The sequence below is a fragment of the Olleya marilimosa CAM030 genome (assembly GCF_000518485.1).
Classification (GTDB): Bacteria; Bacteroidota; Bacteroidia; order Flavobacteriales; family Flavobacteriaceae; genus Olleya; species Olleya marilimosa.
In genome coordinates this window covers 490891-508686 of the sequence record NZ_JADR01000001.1, presented here as the reverse complement: position 1 = coordinate 508686, position 17796 = coordinate 490891, and the positions used below count along the sequence as shown (strand labels likewise).

The 17796-nt window shown below is 31.6% G+C and carries 18 protein-coding genes; 5 read left to right on the top strand and 13 right to left on the bottom strand.

All coding sequences use genetic code 11. The features are described 5' to 3' along the window. The first annotated feature begins 75 nt into the window (after positions 1 to 75). The 3 genes from M890_RS0102525 to M890_RS0102515 are packed head-to-tail and all read left to right on the top strand — an operon-like array spanning position 76 to position 1866. Positions 76 to 1104 carry a formimidoylglutamase gene (locus M890_RS0102525; RefSeq protein WP_028282013.1) on the top strand — a complete coding sequence of 343 codons (1029 nt, stop codon included), beginning with the start codon at positions 76 to 78 and terminating at the stop codon, positions 1102 to 1104. Next, positions 1097 to 1387, top strand: coding sequence for a hypothetical protein (locus M890_RS0102520; RefSeq protein ID WP_028282012.1), 291 nt, complete (start codon positions 1097 to 1099; stop codon positions 1385 to 1387). Before M890_RS0102525 ends, M890_RS0102520 begins: the two co-directional genes overlap by 8 nt. 2 nt (positions 1388 to 1389) lie before the next feature. Next, positions 1390 to 1866 (top strand): GNAT family N-acetyltransferase, encoded by a 477-nt coding sequence (locus tag M890_RS0102515; protein WP_028282011.1) that lies wholly within the window; start codon positions 1390 to 1392, stop codon positions 1864 to 1866. A gap of 53 nt (positions 1867 to 1919) precedes the next feature. On the opposite strand, the gene M890_RS16335 is transcribed toward M890_RS0102515, so the two are convergent. The 9 genes from M890_RS16335 to M890_RS0102465 form a co-directional block, all read right to left on the bottom strand. Next, a complete protein-coding gene (locus tag M890_RS16335) occupies positions 1920 to 2972 on the bottom strand; it encodes a T9SS type A sorting domain-containing protein (RefSeq protein WP_028282010.1) in 1053 nt (350 codons plus the stop codon). Between the two features lie 237 nt (positions 2973 to 3209). After that, positions 3210 to 4973: a hypothetical protein gene (locus M890_RS0102505; protein WP_028282009.1), complete on the bottom strand. Its 1764-nt coding sequence runs from the start codon at positions 4971 to 4973 to the stop codon at positions 3210 to 3212. Between the two features lie 68 nt (positions 4974 to 5041). Then, on the bottom strand, positions 5042 to 5578 hold the full coding sequence (locus tag M890_RS0102500; protein WP_028282008.1) for a hypothetical protein: 537 nt from the start codon (positions 5576 to 5578) through the stop codon (positions 5042 to 5044). A gap of 67 nt (positions 5579 to 5645) precedes the next feature. Continuing rightward, positions 5646 to 6881 (bottom strand): DUF6638 family protein, encoded by a 1236-nt coding sequence (locus M890_RS0102495; protein WP_028282007.1) that lies wholly within the window; start codon positions 6879 to 6881, stop codon positions 5646 to 5648. A 5-nt stretch (positions 6882 to 6886) separates the two neighbouring features. Further along, positions 6887 to 7516, bottom strand: a complete 630-nt coding sequence (locus M890_RS0102490; protein ID WP_028282006.1) for a hypothetical protein — start codon at positions 7514 to 7516, stop codon at positions 6887 to 6889. A 10-nt stretch (positions 7517 to 7526) separates the two neighbouring features. Further along, complete coding sequence (locus M890_RS0102485; protein ID WP_028282005.1) at positions 7527 to 8114, bottom strand: NUDIX domain-containing protein; 588 nt, start codon at positions 8112 to 8114, stop codon at positions 7527 to 7529. After that, positions 8104 to 10065, bottom strand: coding sequence for an AAA family ATPase (locus M890_RS0102480; RefSeq protein ID WP_028282004.1), 1962 nt, complete (start codon positions 10063 to 10065; stop codon positions 8104 to 8106). The genes M890_RS0102485 and M890_RS0102480 overlap by 11 nt, the downstream gene beginning before the upstream one ends. 65 nt (positions 10066 to 10130) lie before the next feature. Then, entirely contained in the window at positions 10131 to 11189 is a 1059-nt protein-coding gene (locus M890_RS0102475) for a hypothetical protein (RefSeq protein ID WP_028282003.1), read from the bottom strand. A 412-nt stretch (positions 11190 to 11601) separates the two neighbouring features. Beyond that, positions 11602 to 12942: a coiled-coil domain-containing protein gene (locus M890_RS0102465; protein ID WP_028282002.1), complete on the bottom strand. Its 1341-nt coding sequence runs from the start codon at positions 12940 to 12942 to the stop codon at positions 11602 to 11604. Positions 12943 to 13112: 170 nt separating this feature from the next. Between M890_RS0102465 and M890_RS0102460 the strand changes: the two genes are divergently transcribed. Continuing rightward, the gene (locus tag M890_RS0102460; protein ID WP_028282001.1) at positions 13113 to 13895 is read left to right on the top strand and encodes an MBL fold metallo-hydrolase; all 783 of its coding nucleotides are present in this window, start codon (positions 13113 to 13115) and stop codon (positions 13893 to 13895) included. Positions 13896 to 14339: 444 nt separating this feature from the next. Further along, positions 14340 to 14543, top strand: a complete 204-nt coding sequence (locus M890_RS0102450) for a hypothetical protein (RefSeq protein ID WP_198018189.1) — start codon at positions 14340 to 14342, stop codon at positions 14541 to 14543. A gap of 63 nt (positions 14544 to 14606) precedes the next feature. On the opposite strand, the gene ettA is transcribed toward M890_RS0102450, so the two are convergent. The 4 genes from ettA to M890_RS0102430 all read right to left on the bottom strand — a co-directional run bounded on the left by ettA (position 14607) and on the right by M890_RS0102430 (position 17777). Next, positions 14607 to 16298 (bottom strand): energy-dependent translational throttle protein EttA, encoded by a 1692-nt coding sequence (ettA, locus tag M890_RS0102445; protein WP_028281999.1) that lies wholly within the window; start codon positions 16296 to 16298, stop codon positions 14607 to 14609. A 29-nt stretch (positions 16299 to 16327) separates the two neighbouring features. Next, a complete protein-coding gene (locus tag M890_RS0102440) occupies positions 16328 to 16510 on the bottom strand; it encodes a CAL67264 family membrane protein (RefSeq protein WP_028281998.1) in 183 nt (60 codons plus the stop codon). A 96-nt stretch (positions 16511 to 16606) separates the two neighbouring features. Next, the gene (locus M890_RS0102435; protein ID WP_028281997.1) at positions 16607 to 17323 is read right to left on the bottom strand and encodes a pirin family protein; all 717 of its coding nucleotides are present in this window, start codon (positions 17321 to 17323) and stop codon (positions 16607 to 16609) included. Between the two features lie 13 nt (positions 17324 to 17336). Then, positions 17337 to 17777, bottom strand: coding sequence for a MarR family winged helix-turn-helix transcriptional regulator (locus M890_RS0102430; protein WP_028281996.1), 441 nt, complete (start codon positions 17775 to 17777; stop codon positions 17337 to 17339). Positions 17778 to 17796 lie beyond the last annotated feature (19 nt).

Sequence of the window (17796 nt, the reverse complement as noted above, 5' to 3'; positions counted from 1 at the left end):
TGTAATCGTTAATTTTCTAGTTATACTTTAATAATAAAAACGTAATTTTATTTTTTCAAAACTACATAAAAGTAAATGGATAAATTAGTTTTATTTGATAACTCAATTATAAATAATCTACTTAATACACGTCTTGGCGAAACTAAATTTGGAGAACATATTAATACGTTAACCTGTGTTTCCAATATATACGATTCACTTAAAAATTTGGACGTCAAGTATGTTGTATTTGGTCTACCAGAAGCTGTGGGTGTTTTTGCAAACCATGGTAAATCAGGGACTTCAACCGCTTGGGAGGCTACAATTAAAGTTTTGTTAAATATTCAAAGTAATACTTTTACTCAGGCTAAAAATGTTTTGGTATTAGGACACTTGGATTTTACAGAAGAACAAAAACAGCTTTCTAAATTAAATCAAGATGACCCAAAGCATATTGCTAAATCTAGAAAATTAGTGGCTCAAATGGATACACATGTTGTAGATTTAGTCTCCAATATTGTAAAAGCAGGCAAAATCCCAATCGCAATTGGTGGTGGACACAATAATGCTTACGGAATGATAAAAGGGACTAGTTTAGCTTTAAAACAACCTATAAACAGTATAAATTTTGATGCTCATACAGATTTTAGAGCTTTAGAAGGAAGACATAGTGGTAATGGTTTTAGTTACGCTTACGCTGAAAGATTTTTAAAACGCTATTTTGCTTTTGGATTACACGAAAATTATACCTCTTCAGAAATATTTAGTCAATTTAAGGATAATAAGCATTTAGATTACAACACCTATGAAGCTATAGCAGTAAGACAAAGCTTAAAATTTAAAAAAGCGTTACGTCGCGCACAAAAACATATTAATACCACACATTTTGGGATAGAAATTGATTGTGATGCAATTATAAATACACCAAGTAGCGCACAAACACCAAGTGGTTTTTCGGTAGAAAACGCAAGACAATTTTTACACCATTTTGCAGCACTTGACAATGCAAAATATTTACATATCTGTGAAGCTGTGGCTAAAAATAAAAAGGCCTCACAAGTTGGTAAACTAATTAGCTATTTAATTACGGATTTTATACGCTCAAACTCTATAAAAAATGACTAAACTACAAATAGAATATATCAGGCTTTCATTTTCATTAATTGTATTTATATTTATAATAACGCTTCTTTTTTTTCATATAAACCAAGTACAGTTACAATGGTTTACTGCCTTAACAAGAGTTATGACTATACCTGCTCTACTATTAAGTATTGCAATTCCTTTATGGATGATTGTAGATTTATTTAGAAAAAAAGTAGCAGACAAGTCAATATTTAACCTGACCTTTTTTATATCTGTAATATCAATTTTATTGTTATTATTTGCAATTTATATTTTAAAATAAAAATGAAACCGACTATTAACATTATCCCTTTTGATAAAAAATACGCTAAAGATTTTTACATACTAAACAGAGAATGGTTAGAACAATATTTTTATGTCGAACCTTATGACGAAGAAGTTTTAAGTAAACCTGACCAATACATTATTAATCAAGGTGGCTATATCTTTTTTGCCAAATTAGAAGATCAAATTGTTGGTACCTATGCCTTTATGCCATTAAAAAACCAAGCTGGATTTGAGCTAACAAAAATGGCTGTATCACCAAGTTTAAGAGGTCTTAAAATTGGTCAACAATTACTAGAACATTGTATTAATTTTGCAAAAGCACAAAAATTTGAAAAGCTACTACTCTACTCTAGTCGTAAGTTAGAAAATGCTATTTACTTATATAACAAATTTGGTTTTAAAGAAGTCCAATTAGAAAAAGACTTGCCTTATAAGCGCGCCAATATTAAAATGGAATTTGACTTAAATAAATAAAAAAAGCACTAAATAATTTAGTGCTTTTAATTTAAAATCTAATAAGTAAACGGTTACTTTTTGATAAACTTTAAAGTATTTCCATCCTCTAATTTAAAAAGATATAAGTCACTAGATAAATTTTGAATATCTATACTTTCATTTTTTTCTACTTTACCTTTTAAAACTTGTTGTCCTAAACTGTTGTAAACTGTATAGTTTAAGGCCTTTTCCATGTTTGAAACTTTTATAAAGTTACTTGATGGATTAGGATATAATTTTAAAGATTCACTTAAAATAAAACTATCTACAGATAATGTAGGTAAGTTATATTTAGAAATTCTATTAGCATCAAATTCAGCAATGTAAACTTCGCTAGTATTAGCTGCTAAACCAATTGGAGTTTGTACTCCTGATACTAAATCTTCCTTAGTTGGTACAGCTGCCAGTATATCAACCTTTGAAACTTTATTTGCATTATATTCTGCTACATATAATGTGTTTGCGTTAATAGTTACATCTATTGGCGCATTAAAACCTGTAACAAAATCTGTACCTGTTGTAGCACCTGATGTAACATCAAGAGTAGATACTTTGTTTCCAGAAAACTCAGCAATGTATAATACATCATCTTTAAAAAAGATTCCGTAAGGTGCATTAAATGCGTTAGCAACTAAAACAGCTGTTGGTACTGCATCTGTAAGGTTTATTTTAAAGATCGAATTACTCCCTGTTTCTGCATAATAAAGTTCGTCACCTTTAATAGCTAAACCTGTAGGGTTGTTTAAACCAGAAATTACAGTTGATATTGTCGCTGTCGGTGTAGAAATATCGATTCTAGATATTTTATTTCCAAAATGTTCTGCAACATAAATAAAGTTTCCAACTGCAACGATACCCATAGGTCTATTTAAGCCAGTAATAACATTAGTTTTTGTTGTTGGTAATGGTGCTGTGATATCTAATTTAGATACAGTCCCTGTATTAAATTCTGAGATATACAAATCGCTACCAGTTAGGGATAATCTGTAAGGATTAGTTGTACCTGTTGTTACAACAGTTGTTTGAGCATTTATTGTAAAAATACCAAATACTAAAAATGATAATAAAATGTAAATGTGTTTCATAAGCGATTTTTAAAGTCCAAAAATTAGGACAAAATTAGAGAAGGGGTTATTTAATTAGGTTAAATAAAATTACAATAATAACTTCTTTATTGCTTTTGCAAAAGTAGATGTAAAAATGATAATAATAATTCCTTTTGTACCAATTTAATTACCATTGGTCGTTTTTTTCTTACAAACACCTAGCTTATTTGTAAAATATTTTATCGTAAAAAGGTTACCTACAACTACTTAATTTGATTACTTGTTTTGTAACGAATCTATTTTACGTTTTAGTTTAGCAATATCATCTGCTTCTCTTTTTTTGAGAATTGAGTCGTATTTACGTTGTAAGACTTCAAGAGACTCTTTTTCTTTTACAGTATTCCCTTTTAGGTCAGTGGTGTCAATAGCAATAAATTGGTCATTTAAATCCTTCATTATAGCTTCTATTGCTTTATCATCATCAACAAAATATTCATCAATACCTTCACTAGCTCTCCAAGCTTCGTTTAATTGATCATATACGGTTTTTTCCCATTGACTTGGGTGTTTAGCATCAATCCAAACAACATCTCTATATTCGCTATCAATTAATGCTAAATCTGGTGTTGCAGATCCATCAAATTGAGAACCTTCTGCTTTTATTGAAGATATTGTTCCTAAAAAAAACATACGCTTACGACCTGCTATATTTTTGATATATGGTCTAAACTCGACAGGTTTATTGACTGACCAATCGTATTCTTTTCTGGACTCTATAACTTTTAATGGCATTGCTGATACTCCTGCATAACCTTGTTTTTTTGAGGCATGGTCATAATAATAAAGTTTATTTGTTCCATCTGCTGGCACAAACACGCTAAAGGTTAAACTTGTACGTTCATCTCCTACTGGCTCTAAACCAAACCAATGATACAAACCGTTGTAAGCATCTGATTTTGAATCTGAAAAATCAAAATCTGTCACAAACGGTTGTTGATTTTGATCATCTGGTAGATTAGGTATTTTAACAGCTGTTTCCATATTCCAAGGTAATGGATCGCTAAATCCTCCTAAAAACTTAAGGGATTCGGCTTGTAAACGTGATACTTTTTCTGATAGTGTATTTTGACGTGTTAAGTAAGGATAGTTTTTCATCTCTTCAGGAGCGATAAAAGTTCCTTTACCAATCGTAACACGCTCTACATAATCACTAAAATCATGTGCACCACTATCTATTACCATTACACCACCAAAAGTTGGATAAGGAAAGAAAAAACCTTTCCATTTAATTAAACTTACCACTTCTACCCATTGTCCTGAATCATTTTTCATGTAAAACGTGTCACTTGGCTCGTAATTAAACAACATCCAAGGATTAAAACGCTGTACTACTGCATTATAAGTGTTTCTACTAAATTTTAGAGACTCACCTATGGAAAATGTAGCTGAAATTCGGTTTTCATTAGAGAAACGAGGAAAAGGTGTTGTGCTTGAGACTGAAAACACTTCTTCCGTATTATCACTAATCCCTTGCCACACATATTTTTCAGTAGGTTGAATAGCCATAGTCCATTTGTTCTCGTCATCCACTCTTACTAAGTGTGGTAATGAAACATCTTTGGTCTCTCCGACGCTTTCATTAGCCATAGAAAAAATGTTTCGTAAAGGTTGGATACGTTCGTTTTGCGTTAATGGCAATTCATTAATTTCAACTTTGTTTAAATTATTAAACACGTTATACGTTTTCATATAATCGTATAGTTGATAATGCCAACCTGCAACATAAAGCACTCCAAAAAAGGCTAATAGTCCAGCAAGTATCCCTAAACGTTTACCTGTAGATGCCGATTTACGGAAAGAACGAAGTCCAAAAAACAAAAGGATTGCACTTAATAAAATGACGAAAATATATTTACGAAAAAATAGTAATAAGGGTTGATAGTCATCCCTTAAAAAAAACAATAATGCTATTACAATTAGTGCCAAAATAATAACTATTGCTTTTTGCTTTCCGCCTTGATTCCAATACTTTTTAATCATATTTCTTTAATTTAGGTATACACCTTTACTTAAACCTAGTTGTGTTTTTTTGCTTAACTCCTAAAAAACTACATTAATCCTTTATCCTTAAGACGTTCTCTAGCGCTTTTTTCGGGTGCTTTAGGTGTCTCTTTTATTTCTTTTTTAGCTTCTTCTACAACTTTAGCATCTTTGTTTTTTAAGTCTTCTAAAAACTCTTTTCCTTTGTTTAGTCCGTCTTTAACAACATCCTCAAGACTGTCTGATTGCTGCTCAATCACCTCACCAGACTTAAGTACAAAGTTTGCTACGTAAGTCCCTATTAAAGTCCCGAAAATAGCAGAAGCAAATGCTGAAATACCATAATAAGTACTAAAAATAGCTATTGGAGTTAAAAACTGAATGATTAAAGCTACTATTAAAAATGTAAATGCAACAAATAACACTCTAGGTAAAACGTCTTGTTTATAGATAAATCCTTTTGGATTCCCTGGTTTCATCTGTAACTCTTTACTATTAAAAACTTTATTAAAAAAGCGATAAACACCATTGCTTTTAGACTCAGTCCAATAAATAAAAATTCCGAAAAGAATTGCTCCAAAAAATATAATAATTTCTAAACCCATGGTTTTACTTGTTTTTTGATTAAATAAAGGTCGCCATTGCAACCTCTACTAAATTAGTCTATAATTTTTAAATATTGTTACTTATGGTTTCAATAACCCAATCTTTAAATGAGTCATCCCAAGTATTATATTGCTTATAAAACTCTTCTTTATCATACCAATACAAGAATAATACATCTTTTGGAGCCACATTAATTAATAACTTCCATATTAAATCTTGATGCTTTGCTGTTAATGAAGAATGTGGTACGTGCAGTGAATTAAACAAATTATTATCGACTATATCTGCTATTTTGTATTGGTTACTTACTTCAAGTTTATCCAAATACAACTCGACTCCCATAACACGTTTTCTGGTTTCAATATCTAGTCTATTTAGGTAACTTTTAAACAAGACAGCGTCATTTAAAATATCTCGTAATGGATGTTGCGTGTCTTTTAAAGCCATAGCAAATTCCATTTTTTTAATACGTTGGTATCTGTCTGTATTTAATGCTTCTTCCAAATCATGCTCTATAATTACATGATTACGCAATTTGTCCATTAACTCTGGCTGCTCAATATGAAAGATGGTTATATCATGAATCGTATCTTTGATAGCTTCTTTATACCATTTTAAATTTTCAAAAACTATAATTGGAGATATAAAGTCACGTAAAACATAAACACCTCCAAACGACTTTGTGTAAAATGAATCTGTTTGATACTGTAAGCTATGTAAACTTAAGTCGCGTCCACGTAAATCGCCATACGTTTGGGCTGACTCTAAAAGTTTTGCATGTAAATCTTCATCAATAAAATTATTACCTTGTTTAAAGGTATCTATTAATTGTTGTTGCTGTTTTTGTATTTGATCTAAATTATTTATTAAATGAAATTTAATATAAACTTTATCGTATTTAAGCACGTCTAAAGGCTCATAAAAGGCATCTATATCTTGGTCAAAATCTATACAAATAGCAGAATCCCTTGTAATATCATTGATTTTTTGACCATGAACTTGAAACACTTGCTTCATCATCTCTCTATCAAAACTATGAAAAGGAGAATAAACAGGTTTTCCTTTTTGCAAAGGTGAAATAATAATGGCATGCGGATTAGCTTCACCATTATTAAGATACATAGTTGTTCCTTTTTCTTCTGCAATCTCTGGACTATAACCAATCCCATCAATTGAAAAATGGGTCAGTTTTGTTGGTGTAAACCCTAATTTTTGAAGGCATAGATTATAACGGTCTACTAACTTACCACTAATTGGAATAAGCTCACTTCTGTAAAGATTTGCTAGTTTAAGTTTTTGCATTACACCTAATTCTTTTCTTTCTTAAATTTTTTAATCATTTTAATATTACCTTCAATAGGAGATATAATCACTTCTTTATCATCTTTAAGAACATAAAATACATATAAACTGTTTTTACCTAGCATTTTAATATCTTGAGTTAATCCGTCTTCAAAGATTAATTTATGAGTTATTTTATAATCATTAGTTTCTACTCGTTTGTTAGTTTTATAACCACTTCCTATGCCTAAACCTATAAAAACAGAGAATACGTAAAAAGCTATCATTGTAATAACAGCGTCTTTAGCTTTGATTTTGGTTTGTGCTTTTTCTAATTTTAATTTATTTTTCCCTGATTGATACTTTGGTTTTTTACTTAACCATTTATAATATTTAGGTGTGATTTTAACCATAAAATAAGCCATAACCATGCTAAATATGACTGCTAAACCTAAGATTAAATTTCCTGTCATTACTGCTATTGGGCTAATTAACACATCTAAAACAGAGGAATATTCTAAAATGTTAATTCCTAAAAACTTATAGTAAATAGACTCGTATACAACACCTAAAATTAGTAAAAATAAATAACCAATAGACAAATAGTCTTGTAATCCAATTTGCGATAATTTACCATCATTTGTTTTATTGCTCATATACTTTATACTAACTGTTGTTAAATATCTTATTTATCTGTGCATACTGCAACAAACAAATGGTTTTTATATCTTCAATTTCGCCAGTAGTTATCATATTAACTGCAAATTCAAAAGGCATTTCTAACACTTCAATATCTTCGTGTTCACTATCTAAACCTCCTCCTTCATTAACCTTCATGTCTTCTGAGTATTCTGCAATAAAATAATGTAAAATCTCAGTTAAAGCACCAGGTGAAGAATATGCTTTAAACAATTTTGTTACCGAATTTACTCTGTAACCAGTTTCTTCTTCAATCTCTCTAATAATACAAGCTTCTGGTTGGTCGTTATCCAACATACCTGCACAAGTCTCTAAAACAAATCCAGAATCATTTCCGTTTAAAAACGTTGACACTCTAAATTGTTTTGTCAGAATGACCATTTTTTTAACCTTATTGTATAATAAAACTGTTGCTCCATCACCTCTATCATAAGATTCGCGCTTTTGATTTACCCAAGATTCATTTTTCATTTTATATGAAAACGATACCTCGTTTAACGTTGCCCAACCTTTATATAAAGTATTTATTACTACATTTTTTATTTTATTGCCCATTACTAAATAAGTCTCGTGCTTTAGTTTCTATATTTAATTGGTTGATTCTAGCATCTACTTTACGTTTAAAGTCGGTATCTGCAATTGTTGCTACATTATCTAAATATCTAACAACTTCTTGTCTTCTAATTTCCGAAAAATTTAAACCTTTCATGTTAGATTTCATTAATTCTTGCAACATATTAAACTTAGTTGTGTAGTCTTTTTTGAAATACGTTTCTGGATTTTCAAACCAGCTTTGTTCCAAATCAAAATCTGTTAAACGTAGTGATACTGCACTTTGGATATTACGTACATCTCTGGAAGAGAAAAATGGAAATATCTTCTGAATCTCTTTATATAAAGTCGCATAAAATTGATGCGAGTTTGTTTTATGTTGTGTTTCTGCTTTATCGTAAGCTTCCAACACACGTAATTCCGTTGGTTTATCTGACACGTTTAATATTTCTCCCATATTTGTTGCTAGACCTTGATCTTGCAAATATTTGTAATCTGCAGGTCCTTGCATATTAACAAAATCAGGCATGGTTTTATCCAATTTACTCCACCATAAATGGTCTTGATCTAAAAAGTCATGCTCACTGCGTGCTCCATCAATTTTAAAACGACCTTGGACACGCGATATAACTGCTTTATCTAACATTTCTGGAAGATTAGTAAACAACCCAATCGAGCTGTTACCATAGTTAACTGCGTAAGCACCTTCTGTATATCTTAAAAAGACACCAATGACCTCTTTTACACCTGCTGACACGCCTTGTGCTGTTCGCTCTTGCAAGTTATTTTCGGCATCATCAATAGGTGCAAAAATTAATTTTGAAGGATCTTGCATTGGTTTCATCCAATCCACCATCTTCTCAGCAGATCCACCTTGAAATGTACTAATTAAAGTATCTGGCATTGGATGAAATAAAAACGGAATATCTAAATGATCGCAATGTTCTTTTAATCTAGTTGCAATTGCAGCAATTAACATACTTTTTCCCGTTCCAGGAATACCGTAACCCATAAAAACTGGCATAAAACCACCAAGCTCTTGAAATGGGTTTTTCTTTGCTTCAAAATCGTAACTCAACATACGCTCTGTCAAACGTCTTGCAAAGTGTTTTGCATCTCTATTACCTACGATTTGCTCGAATTGTATTTTATTAAACTCAACACTTTTTGCGGTACCTTGAAAGGTGTTTTCCCAACCAGAAATAGCAAAATCACTGTTCTCTAGCTTATATGTTCTGTCAACAATAGTCTCGGTATACTCTAAACTACTTCTTCTTAAACTAATCTCTGCTAACAAGGCTTCAAAATATACCACAGTAAAATCTGCAACGTCTTTATCTGACTTAACAATATCTGGATGTGCTAAATATTTATCATAATAAAACAATGCGCAAGAGACACTTTTTAATGGTGATAGTAAAGAAACTTCTGGAATACCAGCAAATTTTTGCTTCATAACACTTAAATCGTCAGAAGCATGAGGTTTTAACAAGTGTAAAATTTTATAACCAGACGCAAATAACATAAACGCACTTGCTGTTTGCATCTTACTTTCATACTCACGTCTACCATCATTATCTAAAGCCGATTTACGCTCGTTGAGGCTAGATAAACCTGAGGCATCATAATAACTGTCTTTGATCCAAATCCCTAAAGTTAAACCTTCTTGTACTGCGTACAATGTTTGATTTAGCATTATTGGTATGGCTACCGAATCTGGTAACAACCGTTTTTTTAATGCTAAAATGGTTTTTGAAACTGAAGTTATTGACGCAGAAGATCCATTGTTTGCTTTTGACAAATACAATAAGATAGACTCGTCTTTAGCGTCTTTATCTTTATTTTTTGCACGTGCACCTTGCTCCCAACTGATACTTTTTAAGTATGATGAAGCTTCGTCACGAAGTACGTCTAATTCTGATTTTTTTATAGGGAAGGTTGAGTTGTGTTCCATGATTTATTGATCTTCTGTGCGCAGTATTTAGTAGTTAAAATGTACTTTTTACTGTTGCTGCTTTTTTATTTTTCTATTATTAAATCTGATACCTGAAAAGGTGGTTTTGCCAACTTATTCATAATCTCTGGATTTTTATTGTATAGTAATTGTATGATACGATGTGGTGCAAATACGTAGCCTTCTTTTATTGGTGTACTCCAATTTTGGAGTGTTTGTTTGCTAAAATATCCACCTTCTTTAAATTGGCCACCTGTAAATACTTCGTGTACTTTAAAAGATAAAGCATAGGCTTCTAAAGGGATTTCTTTTTTACCTATTGCTTCTAGAATGGTGTGCGTTAAATCGTTATCGTCTTTAGCAAACACGTTATGAAAAGCACCTATGTCTAAGCGTTTTATGTGTTTTGGAAATACATTTTTTAATCGTCTATCAATACCATAAGCCATGGTATCCATATTCATTTTACGATCTGCTACTGTTTTTAAAGTGTCATATATGTCTTCCTTTTCTTTTAATGGATCTTTACCATCATAATCAAAGTACATATAGCAAATAAAGGGACGGTTTAAGGAGACATCGTAAAAACTCCAACTGGTCATATAAGTTGCTTGACTACCTTCTGGCGCTTTTATAATTTTACCTTGGACAAAACGATTAAAAATATATTGCTGCTCTACTGATGTGTAATATACTATTGATGCTGCTTGAAATAATTTATCACGTCTAACAGGTTGTTTTTTACGTAATAATTGGTCCAGAAATTCGTCTTGAAGTTCTGACACATCTTTTAATTTGTTTAAATAGTTGTCGCGTAAAGACAGGTCGTTGTATAGGTATCTAAACTCTAAATAATTAGGAAAACCAGAATCTGTAACGTCTACCTTCATGTTGTCTTCCTCGTCGTACATATATTTGACACGCATGGCTTCTATAGAGTATAGTAGCAAGTCACAGTATTGCTTAAAGAAAACAATTTCTTGTGGAGTACATAAGTCATTTTGTTGTACGCCAACAATTAATTCTTTTAAGGCAAAATCTACCTTTTTGTGATAAAACACATATTGATCTTTACTATCTAATATAGATGAATCTAATGGTGTGACAATGTGGTTTATACTCATTTTAAATGTTCAATATTCAGTTGTTATAGTCCGTTTTAAGTCTGTTATAACTTGATTGTTTTAGTTGTAATTATCTTTTTTTTTTGGTCATATATTTAATGAAAGCCCAAACTAGAAAACCTGAAAAAAAGAGAATATTTGTCCAACCTATTATTTGACCTATAAGTGTATTACTGGTTTTTAGAATGTAGGTACCAAGTAAAACAAAACCTATCATGATTATAATTGCAATTACTAATCTTAATTGTTTTGACATTTTACTATTGGCTTTTATTTTTGATTTGCGCTTTAAGGCTTGAGTAAGCGCGTTAAGGATTGAAGTGGTATCCTTTTGCTTTTTTGCAAAAGATATAACGTAAAGCCTGACCTACTTTAGCCCTTAAAAGCTAAAGTAGGTAACGCTAAACTAATTTTAAGACAATAAATCGTCGCTAGAAGCTTCTGGTTTTGGTGCTCCTGCTGGTGCATCATCTCCTGAAGGTGTTGTATTATCTGAGTTATAATACTCTTCAAAAATCTCTTTCATGTCAATTCCGTAACGGTCTGCAAAATTCTTTTGGATATCCACATCTTTTGCTCTAATCTCATGCAACGCCTCTGCATAACTGCGATAAACACCTTGCATAACTTTTTCGTGCACTGGAATGTTGTCCATCATCTCTTGACGTGCTCTTGCACTTGCGGTATGCATTGATGCTAAAGTCTCTCCGATATGCTCGTCTGTTTTAACTCCTAAATGCTCTAAAATAGCAGCAAACTCTTGATCTGTACGTGCTTTTAAAGCCACGACATAACCGTCGTAATATTTAAGACGCTCTTCTGTATCTGACTTTAATTTTGCACGATGCGTTTGCAAATTACTACGTAATGATGTTAATACTTTGATTGTTAAATTATGCTTGTGTACAAAGCTATCTTTTGAAGCTGCTAGTGTTGTGTAAGCATTTTTAAGTCCTTCTAACTCTTCTACTTCTTGCTCTAGTTTTGTTACTTTGGATAATGCTTCTGAGTATTCTGTAGATTGCTTATCTGCAACTTCTTCTAATGCTTGACGTGCTTGTTTAAGTAATGCGTATTGCGTTTCTAATTTAGTTTCAGTTTCGGCTTTTTTCTCTAAAGCTTTGGTATGGTTTTTAGACGCTTCTACGATTGCATCTTGTAACTTATCTTCTACTTCTTTAATTTCTACCTCACGATTTTTAAGACGTGTTACTGCTGCTTGAGATTTGTATGATAACTCACTTAATAGTGTTTGTATATCTGCACTCTCGATACGTTCTTGAAACATTGCTTTTGCTTTATTGTCTGCTCCTGCACGTACTTTTTCGGCTGCTTCTAAAGCTTTTTCGGCAGCTTTAATTTTGCTTTTGCGTCCCCAAAGATTATTCCACCAAGTGTCTGGTTTGTTTTGTGCATCTTCTAACTCGATTTTAGCACGCTCTAATGCTTTTTGAGCATCGTCAATGACTTTTTGTTCAGTCTCGTTTAAAGATGAAAAACGCTCAAACAAGATACCAACCTCGTCTTGGTAATCTGTTAAATCTTTAATAGCATCTAAAAGTGTTGTACGATCTTTTTCTGCCATACCGACAACATCGTCCAAGGTTGCGTTTAAGATTTTTTGACGACTTTCTGGGTCGTCCTCTTGCGCTAATTTAGATTTCATGGTATCAATTGCTTTTCCCCAATTGACATCTACTTTCTCGGTTTTTTCGTTAGCGTTAGTTTCTAATAAATCAAAATCATCAGACATATATATTCTTATTTTTAAGGTTGGACAAATTTTGTGTAAGCAATTTCGTTAAAAAATATTAGTTGTGGAAATATTTGTTGCTCATATTATAAGTATTAATTGTTATAAAAATGTTACAAATAATTTTGACCAATAAAAAAGTAAGTATCTTTAGAATAAAATTTTTTAAAATGAAAACATTAGCACTACCAATAATGGCAATAGCCTTACTAATAACAGGTTGCAAAGATGAACCTAAAACAGAAATTATAAAAACTGACGTTGACACTACAGAAACTGTTAGTAAAACTTTAGAAATTACACCTATTAGTCACGCAACGATGGTATTAAATTATGGCAACGAAACCATATACGTAGATCCTACAGGAGGAAAAAAAGCGTTTGAAGGACAAAAAGATCCAACGATTATTTTAATTACAGATATACATGGTGACCATTTAAGTATTGATACTTTAAAAGAGTTAAATCTAAATAATGCCTTGCTAGTTGTGCCTCAAGCAGTAGCTGATACATTTGAAGCAGATTTTAAGCCTATGATGCGTGTTATAGCTAATGGACAAACTGCTGTGGTAAAAGACATACCGTTAGAAGCTATTGCAATGTATAATTTACCGCAAGACGATACCTCTAGACATCCTAAAGGACGTGGTAATGGTTATATTTTGACGTTTGGTAGAGAACGTGTTTACATCTCTGGAGATACTGAAGATATAACTGAAATGAGAGATTTACAAAATATTGATAAAGCATTTGTATGTATGAATTTACCTTACACTATGACTGTAGATAGTGCTGCAAGTGCTGTTTTAGATTTTAAACCTAAACAAGTATATCCATTTCACTACAGAGGAAAAGATGGTTTGAGTGATGTTTCAAAATTTAAAGCGTTGGTTAATGAAGGTAATCCTGATATTGAGGTTATCCAATTAGAATGGTATCCTGAAGAGAAATAATTATTATATTTGTTATATCCCCAAATTAATAAAATATGATTTTAAAAGACTTAATTTTAAATGTAATTATATTAGAAATTGATACTATTTGGCTACAGAAATTAACCACAATATTGTCCATAGCCTTATTAATAATGATTGTTTTGTGTACCTTGAATATTTATAAAGTATACCAACTTAAGAAAGAAATTAAAAGACTTAAAACTAAATAATCATGATTCTAGCTGTTCAAATAATATTTTGTATTCTAATATATACGTTAGTATTTTTCTTGCCTATTTATAGATCTTTTATGTTAAAAAAGAAAATGGAATAAAGCATTACGCCAATTTAACATTAAAAATAGCGAAATTGAAAGTATAGATTTATTCAATTACAAAACCAATAATAAACATATTTATTAAAGTGAATACCCACTTAATAGTAAATTAAAAAAATATAAACATGGATTTGTGGATGATACTTACTTTTTGGATGCTTTGTTTAGGATTTGTTTTTATTCTTATTTTAATAATAAAAAAACAAATAAAATTAGATAAAAAAGAAATTGCGCTTGATCTGGAGAATAAAAAAATAGAAACGTTATTAAAATCGCAAAAAGATAGTAATAACTATACAGATTTTACAAACGGTCATTTATATCAATAAAAAGAAGACATAAAAAAAAGCAGACTGATTAGTCTGCTTTTTTTATGCTTATAAATAGTAAGTTTATCTTACTAACTTTTTATATTTAATACGTTTTGGCATCAAGTCTCCACCTAAACGTTTTTTCTTATTCTCTTCATACTCACTAAATCCTCCTTCAAAAAAGTAGACTTGAGAATCACCTTCAAAAGCTAAAATATGCGTACAAATACGATCTAAAAACCATCTGTCGTGAGAAATCACTACTGCACAACCAGCAAAGTTTTCTAAACCTTCTTCCAATGCACGTAATGTGTTAACATCTAAATCATTGGTAGGCTCATCTAAAAGTAAAACGTTACCTTCTTCTTTAAGCGTCATTGCTAAGTGTAAACGGTTACGTTCTCCACCAGACAATAGTTTTACCTTTTTATTTTGCTCTCCTCCTGAGAAGTTAAAGCGACTTAAATAAGCTCTAGAGTTTACCTCCTTTCCTCCCATCAAGATTAACTCTTGCTCATCACTAAAGTTTTGCCAAATAGTTTTTTCTGGATCAATATTAGAGTGCTTTTGATCTACGTAGGCAATTTTTGCAGTTTCTCCTACTTTAAACTCACCTTTATCAGGCGTTTCTTCACCCATTATCATTCTAAAAATTGTAGTTTTACCTGCTCCGTTTGGACCAATTACACCAACAATTCCTGCTTGTGGTAAATTAAACTTTAAATCTTCGTATAATAATTTATCGTCATACGCTTTACTTACACCAATTGCATCAATCACGTTAGTACCTAAACGTGGACCATTTGGTATGTAAATTTCAAGCTTTTCGTCAAGTTGTTTTTGATCTTGACTCATTAACTTGTCATAATTTTTTAAACGTGCTTTTTGTTTTGTTTGACGACCTTTAGCACCTTGTTTAACCCATTCTAGCTCACGCTCTAAAGTTTTTTGTCGCTTAGATGCTGTTTTGCTTTCTTGAGCCATACGCTTAGATTTTTGATCTAACCAAGAAGAGTAGTTTCCTTTCCATGGGATACCTTCACCTCTATCTAATTCTAAAATCCATCCTGCTACGTTATCTAAAAAGTATCTATCGTGCGTTACAGCAATTACAGTTCCTTTATATTGTGCTAAATGGTGCTCTAACCAATGTACTGATTCTGCATCCAAGTGGTTAGTAGGCTCATCTAATAATAAAACGTCTGGTTCTTGCAGTAATAAACGACACAATGCTACACGACGTCTTTCTCCTCCAGAAAGAACACCAATTTTTTTATCACCATCTGGCGTACGTAACGCATCCATAGCAATTTCTAACTTTGTGTCTAATTCCCAAGCATTAGACGCATCAATTTGATCTTGAAGCTCTGCTTGACGATTCATAAGCTTTTCCATTTTATCTGGATCGCTATATACTTCTTCTAAACCAAATTGATCGTTAATTTTGTTGTATTCTTCTAATATAGCTACGGTTTCTGCAGCACCTTCACGTACCACTTCCATAACTGTTTTATCATCATCTAATTGAGGTTCTTGCTCTAAATACCCTACAGAATAACCAGGTGAAAAGACAACATCTCCTTGATAATTTTTATCTACACCTGCTATGATTTTAAGTAATGTAGATTTACCAGAACCGTTTAGACCCAAAATTCCAATTTTTGCTCCATAAAAGAAGCTTAAGTATATATTTTTAAGTACTGGTGTTTGAGCACTTTGAAAGGTCTTGGTCAAACCAGACATTGAGAAAATTACTTTTTTATCGTCAGACATTTATTGTAATGTTTTAATTATTAATTTGATTATACTCTTCCTTTAAGTGCGTTAAACACCCAAGCCACAGCAAAAAAACCGACACCAACAGCTGCAAAACCCCAACCTGCTACATCGTCGTATCTAAAGGCGCCTAATGCGATTAATGCTAATCCTACTATTATCATTATTGTGGTAGCCCAAGCTAACACAGTATTTTTATTCATTGCCATAATCTATTTTTAGTAAAATGTGAATTACAAATATCGTTTATTTATACAAAAAAAGCATCCTATTTAGGATGCTTTTTTGATAAAATTATACATATACTAAGACATAGGAACTTCTATAAAAAGTAATTGGGCATTGCTATTAGTATTAATTGTAAAACTATCTGTATCTGATACTCCTAAAGCATCTCTTGTAGATAACATATTATTGTGGATAGTTACGTCTCCAGAGATAGTCATTATATAGGTTCCGTGTGATTTACTTATAGTATTATAAGTGTAATTTTGACCTTGGGCTAAATCTATTCTGGACAGCTTAGCATCTTGGTGGATTTTTAAACCTTCATCCTGATTATCAATAGATGATACAATGGTCTGTAACTTACCTTGTCGCTCTTCCGCATTAAAAAAACGTTGATCATAACGTGGAGTAACATTTGTTTTATTTGGTATAATCCATATTTGAAACAAGCTTAAATACTCGTCTGTTTTAGCATTCATTTCTGAGTGCATTAAACCACTACCAGCACTCATAATTTGTACTTCTCCAGATTGAATGGTTTCCCATTTATTTCCCATAGAATCCTTGTGTTTAAGCGTCCCTTTTAATGGAATAGTAATAATTTCCATATTGTCATGTGGATGCGTACTAAAGCCCATACTTGGTGCGATAACGTCATCGTTTAAAACACGTAAGGCTCCAAATTGAATTTTTTCGGGATTATAAAACTGTGCAAAACTAAAACTGTGATTAGCTTGCAACCAACCATGATTTGCAAAACCACGATCTGATGCTTTATGTAGTATTGTTTTCATAATTATAAATTATTTATCTCATTTTATCTAACAAATCACTAAGCCTTCCTGCTTCTTCTTCCGTCAGTTTGTCTATCAAATTATGCGATGGATTATTGGGCTTAATTTTATCCAATAAAGCCAGTCCACTTTTTGTGATTTCAATTAAAACTACGCGTCTATCCTCTGGAAAAGCAATACGATTAATTAGTTTTTTATCGCAAAGTTTATCAGTCAAACGTGTTAAGTTTGGTGCACGTTCTACCATGCGCTCCTTTATAGTTTGCACTTTTATAGGTTCTTTAGCTCCTCTTAATATTCTTAAAATATTATATTGTTGCGGAGACAAACCGTAGGTTTTAAAAAAATCGTTTTGATAGCTGGTAATATAATTTGCTGTGTACAGAATATTAAGCATGGCTTTTATTCTGTTATTTTCAAATTTAGAATTAATGTCTTTGGCAAAATCACCCATGACTTTTAATTTATTATTT

What these genes read in the sequence shown, in the direction of transcription:
- M890_RS0102520 (WP_028282012.1), top strand. Translation starts at nt 1,097, where the DNA reads ATGACTAAACTACAAATAGAATATATCAGGCTTTCATTTTCATTAATT.
- M890_RS0102475 (WP_028282003.1), bottom strand. Translation starts at nt 11,189, where the DNA reads ATGAGTATAAACCACATTGTCACACCATTAGATTCATCTATATTAGAT.
- M890_RS0102440 (WP_028281998.1), bottom strand. Translation starts at nt 16,510, where the DNA reads ATGGCAATGAATAAAAATACTGTGTTAGCTTGGGCTACCACAATAATG.
- M890_RS0102460 (WP_028282001.1), top strand. Translation starts at nt 13,113, where the DNA reads ATGAAAACATTAGCACTACCAATAATGGCAATAGCCTTACTAATAACA.
- ettA (WP_028281999.1), bottom strand. Translation starts at nt 16,298, where the DNA reads ATGTCTGACGATAAAAAAGTAATTTTCTCAATGTCTGGTTTGACCAAG.
- M890_RS0102480 (WP_028282004.1), bottom strand. Translation starts at nt 10,065, where the DNA reads ATGGAACACAACTCAACCTTCCCTATAAAAAAATCAGAATTAGACGTA.
- M890_RS0102485 (WP_028282005.1), bottom strand. Translation starts at nt 8,114, where the DNA reads ATGGGCAATAAAATAAAAAATGTAGTAATAAATACTTTATATAAAGGT.
- M890_RS0102435 (WP_028281997.1), bottom strand. Translation starts at nt 17,323, where the DNA reads ATGAAAACAATACTACATAAAGCATCAGATCGTGGTTTTGCAAATCAT.
- M890_RS0102515 (WP_028282011.1), top strand. Translation starts at nt 1,390, where the DNA reads ATGAAACCGACTATTAACATTATCCCTTTTGATAAAAAATACGCTAAA.
- M890_RS0102450 (WP_198018189.1), top strand. Translation starts at nt 14,340, where the DNA reads ATGGATTTGTGGATGATACTTACTTTTTGGATGCTTTGTTTAGGATTT.
- M890_RS0102505 (WP_028282009.1), bottom strand. Translation starts at nt 4,973, where the DNA reads ATGATTAAAAAGTATTGGAATCAAGGCGGAAAGCAAAAAGCAATAGTT.
- M890_RS16335 (WP_028282010.1), bottom strand. Translation starts at nt 2,972, where the DNA reads ATGAAACACATTTACATTTTATTATCATTTTTAGTATTTGGTATTTTT.
- M890_RS0102500 (WP_028282008.1), bottom strand. Translation starts at nt 5,578, where the DNA reads ATGGGTTTAGAAATTATTATATTTTTTGGAGCAATTCTTTTCGGAATT.
- M890_RS0102430 (WP_028281996.1), bottom strand. Translation starts at nt 17,777, where the DNA reads ATGGGTGATTTTGCCAAAGACATTAATTCTAAATTTGAAAATAACAGA.
- M890_RS0102525 (WP_028282013.1), top strand. Translation starts at nt 76, where the DNA reads ATGGATAAATTAGTTTTATTTGATAACTCAATTATAAATAATCTACTT.
- M890_RS0102490 (WP_028282006.1), bottom strand. Translation starts at nt 7,516, where the DNA reads ATGAGCAATAAAACAAATGATGGTAAATTATCGCAAATTGGATTACAA.
- M890_RS0102465 (WP_028282002.1), bottom strand. Translation starts at nt 12,942, where the DNA reads ATGTCTGATGATTTTGATTTATTAGAAACTAACGCTAACGAAAAAACC.
- M890_RS0102495 (WP_028282007.1), bottom strand. Translation starts at nt 6,881, where the DNA reads ATGCAAAAACTTAAACTAGCAAATCTTTACAGAAGTGAGCTTATTCCA.